Source organism: Kribbella sp. NBC_01245, assembly GCF_036226525.1.
GTDB lineage: Bacteria > Actinomycetota > Actinomycetes > Propionibacteriales > Kribbellaceae > Kribbella.
The window spans coordinates 598384-616059 of record NZ_CP108487.1 but is presented as its reverse complement, the minus strand read 5'-3'; the positions used below and the strand labels follow the sequence as shown (position 1 = coordinate 616059).

Genomic DNA, 17676 nt, shown 5'->3' with positions numbered 1-17676 from the left:
ATGTCGACGCTCCGGCGCCGGGAAGCGCTGTGGTTCTACCTGTTCGCCTCGCCGTGGATCATCGGCTTCATCGTCTTCCTGCTGGGACCGATGATCGCGTCGATCTACATCTCGCTGACGGACTGGGACTCCTTCACCGCGCCGAAGTGGGTCGGTCTGGAGAACTACACGCGGCTGCTGACCGAGGATCCCATCTTCTGGAAGGCGTTGTGGAACACGGTCTACTACTCGGCGATCTCTGTTCCACTCGGCATCGTCATCGGGTTGTGGCTCGCGAACCTGCTGAACAAGCAGGTTCGCATCCGCAAGGTCTTCCGCACGCTGATCTATCTGCCGACGCTCGTGCCGCTGGTCGCGACGGCGATGATCTTCAAGATGGTGCTCGCACCGTCAGGTCCGCTCAACGATGGTCTCGGCGTGTTCGGGATTACCGGACCGGCCTGGCTGCTCGAGGAAGCGTGGGTGAAACCCGCGTTGATCCTGCTGTCGGTCTGGGGCGCCGGTAGCGCGACGGTTCTGTTGCTCGCGGCAATGAAGGGTATTCCGCGGGAGTTGTACGAGGCGGCTGAGGTGGACGGCGCGGGACCGGTCCGGCAGTTCTGGAGCATCACCGTTCCGCAGCTGACGCCGATCATCTTCTTCAATCTCGTGATGGGGTTGATCGGCTCGTTCCAGGTGTTCTCCCAGGTGTACATCCTCACCGCGCCGAATCAGGGCGGGCCGAACAACGCGAGCCAGATGATGGTGCCGTTGCTGTTCGACGAGGCGTTTTCCTTTTACCACATGGGTTACGCGTCGGCGATCTCGTGGATCTTGTTCGCCGTGATCCTGCTGTTCACGTTGATCGCTTTCCGTTCCACCCGACGCTGGGTGTTCTACGAGACCGAGGTGAAGTGATGGCCGTCGCCGTCTCCCCCATCGCACCGCCGCCTTCCACCACCACGCCGCCGCCGCCGGAACGGGTCCGCAGTACGACCCGGACCGTGCGGGCGTTCCGGGCGACACCGTTCACGTACGCGACGTTGATCGTCGTCTCGGCGATCCTGTCGGTGCCGTTGGTCTTCGTCGTCTCGATCGCTTTGTCGAGCGATCAGAGCGTGACCGCGAACGCCTTCACGATCATCCCGCGCGAGTTCCACTGGGAGAACTTCACCCGGGTGTTCGGCACCGATCTGCCGATGCAGCGGTTCCTGCTGAACTCGATCATCATCTCGGTCGGCGCGGTGATCGGTCAGGTGCTGTCCAGCGGCCTGGTCGGCTACGCGTTCGCGCGCTTGCGGGCGCCGGGCAAGAACGTGCTGTTCCTGATCGTCATCGCGACGATGATGATCCCGGCGCAGATCACGATGATCCCGCAGTTCATCCTGTTCAAGGAGCTCGGCTGGGTGAACACGTTCCTGCCGTTGATCGTGCCTAACTTCTTCTCGAACGCGTTCAACGTCTTCCTGGTCCGGCAGTTCGTGGCCCGGCTGCCGAGCGAGATCGACGAGGCCGCGATGGTGGACGGGCTCGGCTTCTTCGGCATCTACCGGCGGATCATGTTGCCGATGCTCACGCCGGTGCTGATCGCGATCGGCATCTTCACCCTGACCGCCACCTGGGGTGACTTCATGGGACCGCTGATCTATCTGAACGACGAGTCGAAGATCCCGCTCGCGTTGGGAGTGCAGTACATCACCAGCACCTCGCAGGCGTTGCAATCGCCGCCGTGGAACCTGGTGATGGTCGGCTCGATCCTGCTCACCCTGCCGATGATCGTCGTCTACTACCTAGGTCAGCGATATCTGTACGAAATGGATATCGGCGGCGGAAGCGCGGGGGTCAAGTGACCACGATTGAGCTCGATGCCCGCGGCATCCGGATCGACGGCAAGCCTCTCGTCGTACTGTGCGCGTCGTTGTTCTACTTCCGTCTTCCGCGGGAGCAGTGGCAGGCGCGGCTCGAGCAGGTGCGCGCGTCGGGGTATACGTGCGTCGACGTCTACCTGCCGTGGAACTTCCACGAGGTCGCGCCCGGCCAGTGGTCGTTCGACGGCAGGCGTGATGTCGCGGCCTTCCTCGATCTCGCGCAGGAGGCCGGGCTGTACGTCGTCGCGCGACCTGGGCCGTACATCTGCTCCGAGTGGGACGGCGGCGCGCTGCCGGCCTGGCTCGGCCTCGATCCCGACTTGCGCGTACGCCAGAACGAGCCGCGCTTTCTGGCGCAAGTGGCGGCCTGGTTCGACCAGGTGCTGCCGCTCCTGGCCGATCGCCAGCACTCGGCGGGTGGCCCGGTCATCATGGTGCAGCTGGAGAACGAGTTGGACTTCTTCGACTGCGATGACCGCGCGGGCTACCTCACTGCGCTTCGCGATCAGGCGATCGGCCACGGCATCGACGTACCGCTGATCGCTTGTGCCGGGCAGGGCGATATCTCCGGCGCCACGGGAGACGTCGCCGGCGTCGTACCGGCGTGCAACTTCTATCCGAACGACGACTCGCCGCAGATCGAGGCAGAGGTACGGCGTTATGCCGGGCTGCTGGCGGATCGCGAGCTGCCGCTGCTCATCATGGAGACGAATCGGCGGCATCGGACGCTGCGACGAATGCTGGCGAGTGGGGCATCGTTGATCGCGCCTTACCTCCAGTCGTCCGGGTGGAATTTCGGCTACACGCCGTCCACCGGGAACTGGGGACAGCCCGGCAATTTCATGAGCCACGGCTACGACTTCGGTGGTTACGTCTCATCTACTGGTGTAGAACGACCTGAGTACGCCGAGGCGCAGGTGCTCGCGCGGGTGGTCGACGCACTGGGACCACGGCTGGCGCAAGCGACATCGGGGGTTTCGAGGGTGGAGGTGGTGGCCGATTTCCCGACCAGCTCGTCGGTGTCGGCGCTCGACTTGTACGGCGGTGGGCAGCTGATCGCCGTACCGAATCTGGGCGAGTTGGACGGTCACGCGGTGGTTGGTGGTGTCCGGGTTGCTGTCGCGGCAGACTCGTGTCCGCTCATGCTGGTCGATTTGCCCTTGCAGGACGTGGTTTTGACGCTGGCGTCCGCGGATTTGGTCGCCGTGTCGGAGGGCGAGTTGGTGTTCTCGTCGGCGGTGCCGGTGACGGTGGTGCTTGGCGAGACTCGCGTCGAGATCCCGGTGGCGGAGCGTCTTACGGTCGATGGGTTCGAGCTGGTTGTGCTGGCGCCGGTTCACCTCAACGGAGACAGCACCGAGGAGGCGTTGCCTGTCGTACGGGCGGTGCGGCGGCGGGCGGGTGTTGCCCCGGCGAAGGAGGCCGGCACGCATGAGGTGCCGCCGACGTTGGAGTCGCTCGGCGTATATCGCGGGCGTGGAACCTACGCGGCGTCAGTGGATCTGACCGGGGTTGACGAGCTGCTCGTGGTGGGTGCGAGCGATATCGTCGACCTGTCCATCGCGGGTCGCGTTCACCCGACGATCGCGGGTTTCGGGGCGACACAGCGGATCGACGTACGCGCTCGGACGGGCCTTACGAAGATCCACGCGACCGTTGAGATCTGGGGACACGCGAACTTCGACGACGTACGGCTGCCGGCCCTGTGCCTCGGTGCGCTGCGCGGACTCGGCACGGTCTGGACGGTCCAGAGCGCGCAGGACTTGTCGGCGCTTTGGACGGTCGACGGTCATTGGGCAGGTACGCCCGTCCGAGATCTTGGTGGCTGGAGCAGCACCCGGGTCGGCGTGCCGATCACCTATACGCGTCGCGTCGACTTGCCGACCGCATCAGCCCTGCGTCTAGACGGCGTGGACGAACCGGTGCACGTGACCGTGGACGGCGGTGACCCGATCACCGTCCACACCGAGAACCCCTGGGTGATGCTGCCGGCCGGAACCGGGCAGGTCTCGGTGACGCTGCCGCACAACCCCAGCGGCGGAGGCCTTCGCGCGGAGCTGCTGACGCTCGCCCCGGTCACCGGCTGGTCGTGCACCACGCAAGACGACGCCCTGCTAACGGCGTACGCCTCGGCCGGCGGTCCCGCGACGGAGCTCGAGCTGCCGCTGACCCTGGAACCAGGGCAGGAAGTCTGGCTCGACGTCGACCTGCCCGTGGCCGAGACAGGCATGCTGTTGCGGGTAGAGGGATCGCAATTGCGCGTGACCGGGTGGGCGTCCGGGGAATGCCTCGGGCGGGTCTGGGTCGGCGATCGGCCGGCGTTCTCGGGTGGTGATCCCGATGCGCTGTGGATCCCGCGGGGCTGGTCAGGATTGACCCTGCTGGTCAGGGGCGTCGACGGGCCGGATGAGCCGCAACTACGTAGGCTGGCCCTGACGGGCTAGACCAGAACAACCAAGGGGGAAACAGTGCCGCGGCAGACGTCCCGGGACCTTCGGAACGAGAGTCGTTTCGAGGTTCTGCATGCGCTCTTCGAGATCGGGCCGTCCACTCGTCAGGAGATCGTCCGGCACACGGGCCTCAGCCCGGCGACGGTCGCGACCCTGGTCACCGAGTTCCTGGCCGAGGGCGTGCTGCGGATCGCGACGGTCGAGCGCAGCACCGTCGGCCGCCCGTACGAGCGACTCACCATCAACCCCGATCGCGGCCGCATCATCGGCATCGACGTCGCCGAGACGTACGTCGATGCCACCGTCTTCGACCTCGCCCTCGGCCCACTCGGCCACGGCGAGGTCGCGCTGGACGAGCACGAGAACGACCCGGCGTACGTCGTCGACGGCATCATCCGCGCGATCGACTCGGCCGTCGAGACCACTGGCACCGAGCGCGACCGGATCATCGGCGTCGGTGTGAGCATGCCGGGCCAGGTCCGGCCGGACGCGGGCGTCTCCGTCTTCGCGCCGAACTGGGACTGGCACGACGTACGCATCGAGGAACTGCTGGAGAAGCGCCTCGGGAGTTCGGTGTACGTCGACAACCCGCTGAAGGCGGTCGCGTTGGCCGAGATGTGGTTCGGCGTCGGCCGGGTCGCCGGGAGCATGGCGGTCGTCAATCTCGGCACCGGCGTCGGCGCGGGGATCGCCGTTGACGGCGCGTTGATCCGCGGTGCGACCAACAACGCGGGCGAATGGGGTCACACCCTGCTGCAACTGGATGGCCGGTTGTGCCGATGTGGTCGGCGTGGGTGCGTCGAGGCCTACCTCGGCGTACACGGTCTGGAGATGTCGCTCGCCGAGATCGACCCGGCCCATCCGGCGCTCCAGCAGCCCCTGCAACGCGGCTTCGTCGACGCGGTTGCCGAAGGGCTCGTGGCCGGCGATCCCGCGCTGACGGAGCTCGCGCGCCGTACGTCGCACTACCTCGCGGCCGGGCTCGGCGATCTCGTCAACCTGCTCAACATCCCGTACGTCACCCTCACCGGCTGGACGTCGGCCGCCCTCAGCGAGTGGCTCATCCCGGCTTTGCTCGAAGAACTACCCGACCACGTGCTGCCGGGGTCGATGCAAGGCCTGACCGTCGAGGCGTCGAAGGTGCCCGGCAACGCGGTCGCCCTCGGCATGGCGGCGTTCACCCTGGAGCAATTCCTCGGCCGCCTCGGCCTAGCCAGCCCCGCCAGCACCCCCACCATGCGCCGCCGCCTCCGCCCACCCGCCTAGCTCCCGCCCCTCCCCCCTTCTTTGCGACGAAGGGGCAACCTGGGTCTACCTGACACGGATTCGGCCCCTCTGTCGCAGGAGGGGCCGTACTCGCCAGTTGGCAACGAAAGATGGCAGGCTACCCACCGACGCCCATGCCCGGGGTCTCGTAGTCGACGCCTTTCGGAGGTTGAAACACCCGTGTTCTCGCGCATTGCCATCGTCAACCGGGGTGAGGCCGCCATGCGGCTCATCCACGCTGTCCGCGACCTCAACGCTCAGGCGGGTCCCGGCGGGCACCGAATCGAGACGATCGCGCTGCACACCGAGGGCGAGCGGCGGGCGATGTTCGTGCGCGAGGCGGACCACGCGTACGACCTCGGCCCGGCCGTCAACCGGCCCTACCTCGACTACGCCGTACTCGAGAAGGCCCTGCTAGAGACCAAGGCCGACGCGGCGTGGGTCGGCTGGGGATTCGTCGCCGAAGACCCGAACTTCGCCGAGTTGTGCGCCCGGATCGGCGTGACCTTCATCGGCCCGAGCCCCGAGGCGATGCGGAAACTCGGCGACAAGATCGGCTCCAAGCTGATCGCCGAGGAAGTTGGCGTGCCCGTCGCACCGTGGAGCCGCGGTGGCGTCGACACCCTGGAGGACGCCAAGGCGGCGGCCGCGCGGATCGGCTACCCGCTGATGCTCAAGGCAACGGCCGGCGGTGGCGGTCGCGGGATCCGGATGGTCGCGTCCGACGCCGACCTTACCGACGCGTACGAGCGGACTCGCGCCGAGGCCGAGCGCGCCTTCGGCTCCGGGATCGTCTTCCTCGAACGGCTCGTCACCGGCGCCCGCCATGTCGAGGTCCAGGTCATCGCCGACGGCCAGGGCACCGCGTGGGCGATCGGCGTACGGGACTGTTCGATCCAGCGACGCAACCAGAAGGTCATCGAGGAGTCCGCGTCACCGGTTCTCGACCACGCGCAGACGGAAGAGGTCAAGGCCAGCGCCGAGCGGCTCGCCATCGCCGTGGGTTACGCCGGCGCGGGCACGGTCGAGTTCCTCTACCACCCTGCCGAGCGGTTGTTCGCGTTCCTCGAGGTCAACACCCGGCTCCAGGTCGAGCACCCGATCACCGAGGCGACGACCGGCACCGACCTGGTCAAGCTCCAGATCCATGTGGCGTCAGGCGGCCGGCTGGAGGGCGAGAAGCCGGTCGAGATCGGCCACGCCGTCGAGGCCCGGCTCAACGCCGAGGACCCGGACCGCGACTTCGCGCCCTCGGCGGGCCGTATCGCCCTGCTCGATCTGCCGTCCGGCCCGGGCATCCGGGTCGACACCGGCGTCGGTGAGGGTGACTCGATCCCCGCCGACTTCGACTCGATGATCGCCAAGATCATCGCCTTCGGCCGCGACCGCGACGAGGCTCTCGCGCGCCTGCGCCGGGCCATGACCGAGACGACGGTCGTGATCGAGGGCGGTTCGACCAACAAGAGCTTCGTGCTCGACCTGCTCGACTCGCCGGAGGTCATCGACGGCAGCGCCGACACCGGCTGGATCGACCGCGTCCGCACCCAGGGCCGCCTCGTCGCGCACCGGCACTCCGGCGTCGCCTTGGTTGCCGCGGGCATCGAGGAGTACGAGACCGAGGAGGCCGTCGAGCGGACGCGCCTGATCGAGACCGCACGCGGCGGCCGTCCGCAGGTGCAGCACCGCACCGGTCGCGCCGTCGACCTCAAACTGCGCGGTACGGCGTACAAGCTGACCGTCTCCCGGATCGGCTCGCACCGGTTCCGCGTCGTCATTGCCGCGGGTACGACGGAGCAGACCGTCGACGCCGAGATCGACCGCATCGACCAGTACAAGAGCCGCATCACCATCGGCGGACGTACTCTCCGGCTCGTCACCGCGACCCACGGGTCGATCCAGCTGGTCGAGGTCGACGGGGTGACCCATCGCGTCAGCCTCGACGAGGGCGGCGTGCTGCGTTCGCCGTCGCCGGCGCTCGTCGTGGCGACGCCCGCCGCCGTCGGCGATGAGGTCGCGGCCGGTTCGCCCGTGCTCGTGCTCGAGTCGATGAAGATGGAGACGGCCCTCTCCGCGCCGTTCGCCGCCCGCGTCAAGGAACTGCTCGTCTCGATCGGCAGCCAGGTCGAGACCGGCGCCCCGCTGGTCCGGCTCGAGCCCGTCGGCGACGGCACGCAGCTGGCCGCCGTGGTCGAGGAGGAGCCGGTCGACCTCGACCTTCCGAACGGCAGCTCGCTCCCCCGCGACCTGGCCGGCCGTGCTGCCCGCAACCGCGGCGACCTGACCGCGATGCTGCTCGGGTACGACGTCGACCCGCGCGACGAGGGCCGCACCCTGCGGACGTACCTGGAGGAGCGCGACAGCCTCGTCACCGAAGGCGTTTCGCCGTTGCAGGCCGAGCTCGCGATCGTCGAGGCGTTCGCCGATTTCGCCGAGCTGTCGCGCAACCGGCCCGCGGATGAGGACCTGCACCTGGAGAACCGCGTGCACAGTCCGCGCGAGCACTTCCATACGTACCTGCAGAGCTTCGACCCCGAGCGCGGTGCACTGCCGGAGGACTTCCGCGCCAAACTCGGCCGCGTCCTGCGCCATTACGGCGTGACCGACCTCGACCGTACGCCTGAACTCGAACAAGCCGTGTTCCGCGTCTTCCTCGCCCAGCAGCGGTCGGCGCCCGAGGTCCAGCTCGTCACGGCCCTGCTCCAGCGGTGGATCAGCGAGCCGGCGCCGCTCGAGGGGATCGCGCACGACGTACTCGATCGTCTGGTCACCGCGACGCAGCTCCGCTTCCCCGTCGTCGGCGATCTCGCGCGCAGCGTGCGGTTCCGGTGGTTCGACCAGCCGCTCGTCGACGCGGAGCGCGAGAGCGTGCTCGGTGGCGTCCGGGACCAGCTCGTCGCCATCGCCGGGATGCCGGCCGGGCCCGACCGCGACACCCATATCGACGCGCTCGCGGCGATTCCCGAGCAGATCGTCCGGTTCCTTGCCGAGCGGATCGAAGGCGGCGTGCTGCCGGCCTGGGAGCCGATGCTCGCGGTGCTCATCAAGCGGCACTACCGCGAGCACTCCCTCCGCGACCTGCGCGAGGTCGGCGTGGACGGGCGGCCGTTCGCCGTCGCCGCGTACACCCTCGACGACCGGCCCAGGCACCTGGTCACGACCATCGGCCGGGTCGACGAGCTGACTCCGGGCAGCGAGCTCGTCGAGGCCGTCGAGGCCCAGCTCGCGACCGCGCCGGAAGGCCATCAGGGCGTCGTCGACCTCTACCTCGCGTGGTCCGACGCACCCGAATCGCCCGAGGAGGCGTCGGCCGCGCTCGCGGACCGGATCGCCCAAATCGGCTTCGCCCATGACGTACGACGCGTCGCCGTAGCCGTGTGCCCGGGCGGCGATCGGCCCGTCGGGTACTTCACGTTCCGGCCCCAGCCGGACAAGACGATGGCCGAGGACGCGCTCGTTCGCGGCGTGCACCCGATGGTGGGCCGGCGGCTCAACCTGTGGCGGCTGCGCGAGTTCGACGTCACCCGGCTCGAGGCGCCCGAGGACGTACTGCTGTACCGTTGTGTTGCCCCGGGCAACGAGTCTGACCAGCGACTCGTCGCGCTCGCGCAGATCCGCCAGCTCGCCGTCGTACGGGATGAGGAAGGCCGGGTGGCCGGGCTCCCCCACGCTGAGCGTGCGATCGCGAACTGCCTCGAGGCGATCCGCCGGGCCCGGTCCGCGAGTGGTGCGGCCGGCGCGCGGCTCGACATGAACTACGTGTGGGTTCACATCTGGCCCGCCATCGACGCCGACGTACAGCAGTTGACGTCGCTCAAGGACAAGATCGCGCCCGTCACCGCGGGAGCCGGTATCGAGGAAGTTCTCGTCGCCGGCACGATCGCCTTCCCCGACGGCGCCGAGGTGCCGATGGCCGCGCGGTTCCACTACCAGCCCGGTTCCGGTGTCGTCACGTCGATCGAGGGTCCCCCGACCGAGCACCTCAAGCCGCTAGACGACTACCGGCAGAAGGTCGTGCTGGCCCGGCGTCGTGGCGTCGTCTACCCGTACGAGCTGCAGGCGATGATCGCCGGCCCAGGCGGTACGGCGACCGAGTACGACCTCGACGACACCGGCAAGCTCGCGCCCGTCGACCGTCCGTACGGTCACAACAAGGCGGGCATCATCGCGGGCGTCATCTCGACCCCGACCGAGCGCTATCCCGAGGGCGTCAAGCGCGTGCTGCTCTGCGGCGACCCGTTGCGCGCGCTCGGCGCCGTGTCCGAGGCGGAGTGCGCGCGGATCATCGCCGCGCTCGATCTCGCGGAGTCGATGGACGTACCGGTCGAGTGGTTCGCGGTCTCCGCGGGCGCCCGGATCTCGATGGACTCCGGCACCGAGAACATGGACTGGGTCGCGAAGGCGCTCAAGCGGATCGTCGAGTTCACCCAGGCGGGCGGTGAGATCAACATCGTCGTTGCCGGGATCAACGTCGGCGCCCAGCCGTACTGGAACGCCGAGGCGACGATGCTCATGCACACCAAGGGCATTCTCGTCATGACGCCGGACAGCGCGATGGTGCTCACCGGCAAGCAGTCGCTCGACTTCTCCGGTGGCGTCTCCGCCGAGGACAACTTCGGCATCGGTGGATACGACCGGGTGATGGGGCCGAACGGGCAAGCGCAGTACTGGGCGCCGGACCTGGCCCGTGCGATCGGCATCCTTATGACGCATTACGACCACACGTACGTCGCCCCCGGCGACACCGGCCCGCGTCGTGCGGTGACTAGCGACCCGTTCGATCGCGACGTCACCGTCTACCCGCACAACCCGGCCGACTCGGGGTTCACGACGATCGGCGACATCTTCTCCGCCGAAACGAACCCGGACCGCAAGAAGGCGTTCGACATCCGCACGGTGATGGCGGCCGTCGCCGACCAGGACCACGCGACACTCGAGCGCTGGTCCGGTATGGCCGACGCGGAGACCTCAGTCGTGTACGACGCACACGTCGGCGGTATCCCGGTCGCGCTGATCGGCATCGAGTCGAAATCCGTCGCACGACGCGGATTCCCGCCCACCGACGGGCCGGACCTCTACACCGCGGGCACGCTCTTCCCGAAGTCGTCGAAGAAGACGGCCCGCGCGATCAACGCCGCCAGCGGGAACCGGCCGGTCGTCGTGATCGCGAACCTGTCCGGCTTCGACGGATCGCCCGAGTCGATGCGCAACCTGCAACTCGAGTACGGCGCGGAGATCGGCCGGGCCATCGTCAACTTCGACGGGCCGATCGTCTTCTGCGTCGTCTCCCGGTACCACGGTGGCGCGTTCGTCGTCTTCTCCAAGGCGCTCAACCCGCGCATGACGGTGCTCGCGGTTGAAGGCTCGTACGCCTCGGTCATCGGTGGTGCCCCCGCGGCAGCCGTCGTCTTCACGCGTGACGTCGACGGCCGTACGGCGAAGGACCCGCGCGTCAGCTCGATCGAACACCAGCTCGCCGAGGCGTCCGGGGCGGAACGCGCCTCCCTCGCCACGCAACTCGCCGACACCCGGCGAGACGTACGCAGTGAGAAGCTCGGCGAGGTCGCAACGGAGTTCGACCGGGTCCACAACATCCACCGCGCCGTCGCCGTCGGCTCGGTCGACGAGGTCATCGCCGGCTCCGACCTCCGCCCCAAGATCATCGCGGCCCTGGAATCCGGCCTCGCCTGAGGAATTCGATCTCGGTCGAAAGCCTGCTACCCGCCTCCGGCACCGCTCGGAGGCGGGTAGCGGGCCGATTCGCCCTGCCAGCAGCGTGAAACCAGTCGTGGCACAACCCCACGCCGGTTGAGGAACTAATTCACCAGCGTCGAAACCGTTGAGGTAGTACCCCCGTTCGCCGACATTCAGGTGGTCGAATCTGGGGAGGTTCCATGTCAACACGCGTTCTGCGTGGTGCGCTGGCCACGGTGGTCGGGCTCACGCTGGTGGTCGGGCTGAATGCTCCGGCCGGGGCCGTTCCGGCGCCCACCAAAGCCGAGCCACTGTTCAAATCAGCCAAGGTGAAGTCCGTCCGCGGCTCGGACTACCAGGTGAAGCCACGGCAGCCCGATCTCAACGTTGACGTCGTGAAGACGCCTGCCGTGGTCTGGCCGTCAGCCGGCACCGCTGAGGTCGCCTTACCCGCGACCACCTGGGACGCGCGGCTCTCCGGCGTACTGCCCGCCAAGAAGGCGGCCGGCACGCTGCCGCTCGCGATCGGGCCGGCCACCACCGACGGCAGCGCGCCCAGCAAGGTCAAGGTGGACCTGCTCGGCAAACGCGGCGCCTCCCTGCTCGTGAAACTCACGAACACCGATAAGGCGAAGGCTCGAGGCAAGGTTGCGCTGGAACTCGACTACCAGGCGTTCCGGCACGCGTACGGCGGCGACTGGGCGAGCCGGCTACGGCTGGTCCAACTCCCGGCTTGCGCGGCGGCGACGCCCGTTCCGGCCGGTTGTGCCGGTACGCCGCTGAAGACCCGCAACACCGGATCAGGCAAGCTCAGCGCCGACGTACCCGCTGATGGTCTGTTCGCGATGGAAGCGGCCGCGGCCGGACCGGCCGGCGACTTCGGCAACACCAACCTCTCCCCCACCGCCTCCTGGTCGGTCGGCGGCTCGTCGGGCGACTTCAACTGGCAGTACCCGATGCGCACGCCACCCGGTACCGGCGGCCCCACCGCGCAGATCAGCCTGGGCTACTCCTCGGGCAGCGTGGACGGCCGGACCTCGGGCACCAACAACCAGTCGTCCTGGGTCGGTGAGGGCTTCGAGCTGTCACCGGGCGGCTCGATCGAACGTCGCTACGCTTCCTGCTCGTCCAAGAGCGAGCAGACCGGCAACAACGGAACCAGGGCCGTCGGCGACCTGTGCTTCGCGACCGACAACGCGACCTTCACCCTGAACGGCAAGGGCGGTGAGCTGGTGAAGGACGACGTCACCGGCCAGTGGCGCCCGAAGGCCGACGACGGCACCAAGGTGGAGCGGCTGTCCGGCGCCGACAACGGCGACCAGGGCGGCACCGACGCCGAGAAGGGTGAGCACTGGCTCATCACGACCAAGGACGGCACCAAGTTCTACTTCGGGCTGAACAAGATCCCGAGCCCCAACGCTCAGGCGACCAACTCGGCGTGGACCGTCCCGGTCGCGGGCAACCACGGCGGTGAGCAGTGCAACAAGGCGGCCTTTGCCGACTCGTTCTGCCAGCAGGTCTACCGCTGGAACCTCGACTACGTCGTCGACCCGCACGGCAACACCATGTCGCTGTTCTACGACGTCGAGAAGAACAACTACGCCCGCAACGGCACCGAGACCACGGTCAGCACCTACGACCGGGCCGGCAACATCAAGCGGATCGACTACGGCCAGACCGCCGGCGAGGTATTCGCCGAGAAGCCGGTCGCGCGGGTCCACTTCGACACCGCCGAACGGTGCGTCACGGGCGCCAACTGCGCTCCCGCGGACTACTTCGACACCCCGCTCGACCAGGAGTGCACCAGCACCACCCGCTGCACCCGGTTCGGGCCGACCTTCTGGACCAAGAAGAAGCTCAGCAAGGTCCGCACCGAGGTCTGGCGCGGCACCGCGTTCTCACCGGTCGACAGCTGGACGCTGCGGCACAGCTTCCCGAACCCCGGCGACAACACCGGGCCGCGACTGTGGCTAGAAGCCCTCACCCACATCGGCGAGGTCGGCGCTGCGGTCAACACGCCCGAGGTCAACTTCGACAAGGTCGCGATGAACAACCGGGTCGACGACGGCACCGGCCAGCCCCTGCTGGACTGGTTCCGCATTCGTGCGATCCACTACGGCTCCGGCGGTTCTCTCGCCATCTCCTACTCGGAGAAGGACTGCAGCCTGCCGGGCAACGTCCCGGCCGTGGACAACAACAACCGCCGTTGCCACCCGATGAAGTGGACCCCGCCCGGTGCCACCGACGAGCGGGAGGACTGGTTCCACAAGTACGTCGTCACGTCGGTGACCGAGTCCGACCGCGTCAGCGGCATGGTGCCCGTGGAGACCAGGGTCACCTATCCCGAGGGCCCGGCCTGGCGCCACGATGACGAGGACGGTTTGGTCGAGATCGGCCGCAAGACCTGGTCGCAGTGGCGTGGTTACAAGCGGGTCATCGTGACCAAGGGCAACCCGTCCGGACCGCAGTCGGTCACCGAGCACCGCTACTTCCAGGGCATGGACGGCGACAAGCTCATGAACGGCGCCGTCAAGGACGTCAAGCTGGTCGACTCCACCGGCGCGACGATCGAGGACGCCAACGTGCTGGCCGGCCAGGAGCGGGAGAGCAGCAAGCTGCTGAACGGCGCGATCGCCGAACGCACCATCACCGAGCCGTGGGTATCGCAGGCGACCTCGACGCGGACCCGCGACTGGGGCACCACGAGTGCGTTCAAGGTCGAGCAGAAGTCCGTCCGCGGCTGGGAGGCCAAGCCCGGCGGCGGTTTCCGCGAGACCTCGGCCAAGAACGAGTACAGCAGCACCGGTCTGCTCACCGAGGCGACCAATGCCAACGACCTGACCACGACGGCTGACGACACCTGCACGCGGTTCGAATACGTGAGCAACGCGGCCCAGGGCATCACGGAACTGCCGTCGCGCACCCAGACGGTCGCCAAGGCCTGTGACCAGCCGTGGACCAAGGACGACGTCATCTCCGACGAGAAGGTCCAGTACGAAGGCGGCGCCACGCCGACCGAACCCAAGCCGATCGCGTCCCAGCGGCTGTCCGGTTTCACCAGCGCCGGCGAACCGACGTACGAAACGCTGGGCACCACGACGTACGACGAGCACGGCCGGAAGGAATCCGAGACCGATGCGAAGGGCCGGACCACGCGGTACGACTACTTCCCGGCCGACGGGCCGGTCACCAAGACCACGGTGACCCTGCCCAACGGGCACACGACGAGCACCGAGCTCGACCCGGCGTGGGGTCAGGCGAAGAAGGTCATCGACGTCGCCGGTCGCGAGACCGTATCGAAGCGGGACGGTCTCGGCCGGATCGCGAAGGTCTGGCTGCCCGGCCGCGCGGAGTCGGCGACGCCCAACGTCGAGCACACCTACTTCGGTGGCGTCGACGAGCCCGGCGTCGTGCAGACCAAGAGCCTGCAAGCCGATGGATCCGTCGAGACGACGTACGAAATCCTCGATGGCCTGCAGCGGAAGCGGCAGATCCAGAAGGCATCCGCCGACGGTATCGGGCGCGTCATCACCGATATCGAGTACGACTCACGCGGTCTGCAGGTGATCGAGAACACTCCATACTACAACGACGCACCGCCCGGAAACGTGGTCTTCGACCCCATCGAGGAAGAACTGCCGGCGCGCAAGTCGACGACGTACGACGCACTCGACCGGCCGGGCAAGGAGTCGTTCTGGTCGTACAACGAGGAGAAGTGGGCCACCACGCACAGCCACGAACCGGATCGGCAGACCACCAACCCGCCGACCGGTGAGCAGGCGACCACGAAGATCACCGATGTCCAGGGCCGCCAGACCGAATTGCGGACCTACAACACCCCGGACCCGAGTGGCGACTACGACAAGACGAGTTACACCTACACCAAGGCGGGACAGCTGGCCTCGGTCACCGACCCGGCCGGCAATGTGTGGCGCTACACGTACGACGTACAGGGTCGTCGGACAAAGGTCGAGGAGCCGGACCGCGGTACCACCAGCTTCACCTACAACGAACTGGACCAGTTGACGTCGACCACCGACGCCAAGGGCACCAAGTTGTTCTACACCTACGACCTGATCGGCCGTCCGACATCCTCGCGCGAAGGTTCGGTCGACGGGCCGATACGGGTCGAGCGCAGTTACGACACGATCGCCAAGGGCTCGGCGAGTACGTCGACCCGCTATGTGAACGGCCAGGCCTACACCACCCGGGTCACCGGGTACACGGCCGCCGGCCAGCCGACCGGCACGGAGGTCACGATTCCCGCGGCCCAAGGCGGTCTGGCCAAGACCTACTCGACCAGCCAGACCTATACCGACAATGGCCTGCTGAAGACCACCGAGCTACCGGCGGTCGGTGGCCTGCCGGCGGAAACCCTGACGACCACTTACGACAGCAACGACCTGCCGACCGGTATGTCGAGTGAGCTCGGCAGCTACGTCACGGGCTCGGAGTTCAACTCGTACGGCGATCTGACGCTGCTCGAGGTCAAGCCGACCGACGGCAAGTGGCTGCGTCACTCCTACGTGTACGACGAGGCCACCCGCCGCCTGACCCGGGCGATCAGCCAACGGGAAACGCCTGGTCCGCAACGTGTTCTGGACCAGAGCTACAGCTACGACCTCGCGGGGAACGTCACGAAGATCGTCGACGCGCCCGCGACCGGCAGCACGGAGCCGAAGGACACCCAGTGCTTCAACTACGACGAGCTGAAGCGACTGACCAAGGCCTGGACACCGGGCGACGGCAACTGCGCCGTGCAACCGATGGTCGCGAGCCAACTCGGCGGACCTGCGCCGTACTGGCACTCGTGGACGTTCGACAAGATCGGCAACCGCAAGACCGAAACCCGCAACACCGCGGCGGGTGCGACGACCAGCACCTACGAGTACCCGGCCACCGGCCAGCCGCGGCCGCACGCCGTACAGAAGATCACCACGACCGGGCCGGAAGGCACCAAGGTCAACGAGTACGGCTACGACGCGAACGGCAACCAGACCAGCCGGACCGTCGCCGGAGTCGGTGAGACCTTCGACTTCGATCCCGAAGGCAAACTGACCAAGGTCACCAAGGGCAGCCAGGAGACCGAGTACATCTACGACGCCGAGGGCAACCGGCTGCTCCGCAAGGACAGCACCGGAACCACGCTGTACCTCGGCGGCACCGAGGTGCTGCTGAAGCCGGACGGCACCCAGGTCGGAACGCGGCACTACACGTTTGGCAAGCAGACCATCGGCGTTCGCGTTGCCACCTCAGCCGACCCGAGGGGCAAGCTGACCTGGCTCGGCTCCGACCACCACGGTTCGGCGACGCTGATGGTCGACGCGGAGACGCAGGCCTTCCAGCGGCGCCGGATCACCCCGTACGGCGAGGCGCGCGGTGCGGTACCGACCGCCTGGCCGAGCCAGCGGGACTTCGTCGGCGGTACGAAGGACTCGTCGACCGGCCTGGTCCATCTCGGTGCGCGGGAGTACGACCCGACCACCGGCCGGTTCATCTCCGTCGACCCGGTCGTGGATCCGGGCGATCCGCAACAGCTGAACGCCTATGCGTACGCGAACAACAGTCCGGTCAGCTCGATTGATGCCGATGGCAAGCGCTATCGGACCGAAACGGTCACCGAGCTGAAGACGATCGTGCGCTACCACACCAAGCGCATCAAGGAACTGAAGCGGGAGGTCATCACGGTCTACGTCAAGATCGTGATCTACACCTTCCTTTCGAAGGTCGCGACCGCCTTCGGTTTCCATGACTTCGCCCAGGCGCTGGTGGCCGAGGTGGCCCGCCAGGTGACGATCTTCAAGGAGATCATCCGCACGGTTCGGTACCACACCAAGGAAGTCATCAAGATCGTCACCAAACGGTTCATCAAGGAATCCGGCCCGGATGCCCAGGAGATGGCCAAGGCGCTGGCCGCCGCCAGGGCGACGAACTCGAGCGTCGCGGCCCTGGATCGAAGAGTGGACCAGCTGGCCGCCGTGGCCAGGCGGGTCGGTGAACAGGCCAGGGCTGCACAGGCGGCGGCGGAAGCCAACCGCAAGCAGGTCGAAGAGCAGAAGAAGAAGGACGAGGAGAAGGCGAAGCAGCCGCCGCCCCCGGACGAGGAGGCTCTCGGCCGCGACACCTACACCGACAGCGGCATGGCGGTCGGGGCCGCGGTCGGTACGGCGGCAGGTGTGTCGGCCGGCGCGTGGGCCGGTGCGCAGCTCGGTGCCACGGGCGGAACGGTCGCCGGTCCGCCCGGCGTGGTCATCGGTGGCATCGTCGGCGCCTTGGCCGGCGGGCTGGCGGGCTACTGGGGCGGTCGTGGCCTGCACGCCATCGATGTGGCTTCGGAGCAGAAGACCCCGGAGCGGCTTCGCGAGGAAGAGATGTGGCGTGAGAACCCCTGCTCGAATATCTACAACGGTTGCTGAGGATTC

General features: G+C 67.7%; 6 protein-coding genes. All 6 read left to right on the top strand.

Translation table 11 applies throughout. The annotated features are described in order from the left end of the window. The 6 genes from OG394_RS02620 to OG394_RS02595 all read left to right on the top strand — a co-directional run bounded on the left by OG394_RS02620 (position 1) and on the right by OG394_RS02595 (position 17670). Positions 1-897 (top strand): carbohydrate ABC transporter permease, encoded by an 897-nt coding sequence (locus OG394_RS02620; RefSeq protein ID WP_328993176.1) that lies wholly within the window; start codon positions 1-3, stop codon positions 895-897. Then, on the top strand, positions 897-1829 hold the full coding sequence (locus tag OG394_RS02615; protein ID WP_328993175.1) for a carbohydrate ABC transporter permease: 933 nt from the start codon (positions 897-899) through the stop codon (positions 1827-1829). The genes OG394_RS02620 and OG394_RS02615 overlap by 1 nt, the downstream gene beginning before the upstream one ends. Further along, positions 1826-4291: a beta-galactosidase gene (locus OG394_RS02610; protein WP_328993174.1), complete on the top strand. Its 2466-nt coding sequence runs from the start codon at positions 1826-1828 to the stop codon at positions 4289-4291. The genes OG394_RS02615 and OG394_RS02610 overlap by 4 nt, the downstream gene beginning before the upstream one ends. 24 nt (positions 4292-4315) lie before the next feature. Further along, positions 4316-5563 carry an ROK family transcriptional regulator gene (locus tag OG394_RS02605; protein WP_328993173.1) on the top strand — a complete coding sequence of 416 codons (1248 nt, stop codon included), beginning with the start codon at positions 4316-4318 and terminating at the stop codon, positions 5561-5563. A 180-nt stretch (positions 5564-5743) separates the two neighbouring features. Next, the gene (locus OG394_RS02600; RefSeq protein WP_328993171.1) at positions 5744-11251 is read left to right on the top strand and encodes an ATP-binding protein; all 5508 of its coding nucleotides are present in this window, start codon (positions 5744-5746) and stop codon (positions 11249-11251) included. 203 nt (positions 11252-11454) lie between these two features. Then, entirely contained in the window at positions 11455-17670 is a 6216-nt protein-coding gene (locus tag OG394_RS02595) for an RHS repeat-associated core domain-containing protein (RefSeq protein WP_328993170.1), read from the top strand. Positions 17671-17676 lie beyond the last annotated feature (6 nt).

Bases quoted from the DNA above. Each gene is read 5' to 3' on its own strand.
- OG394_RS02620 (WP_328993176.1), top strand. From the start codon at position 1: ATGTCGACGCTCCGGCGCCGGGAAGCGCTGTGGTTCTACCTGTTCGCC.
- OG394_RS02615 (WP_328993175.1), top strand. From the start codon at position 897: ATGGCCGTCGCCGTCTCCCCCATCGCACCGCCGCCTTCCACCACCACG.
- OG394_RS02595 (WP_328993170.1), top strand. From the start codon at position 11,455: ATGTCAACACGCGTTCTGCGTGGTGCGCTGGCCACGGTGGTCGGGCTC.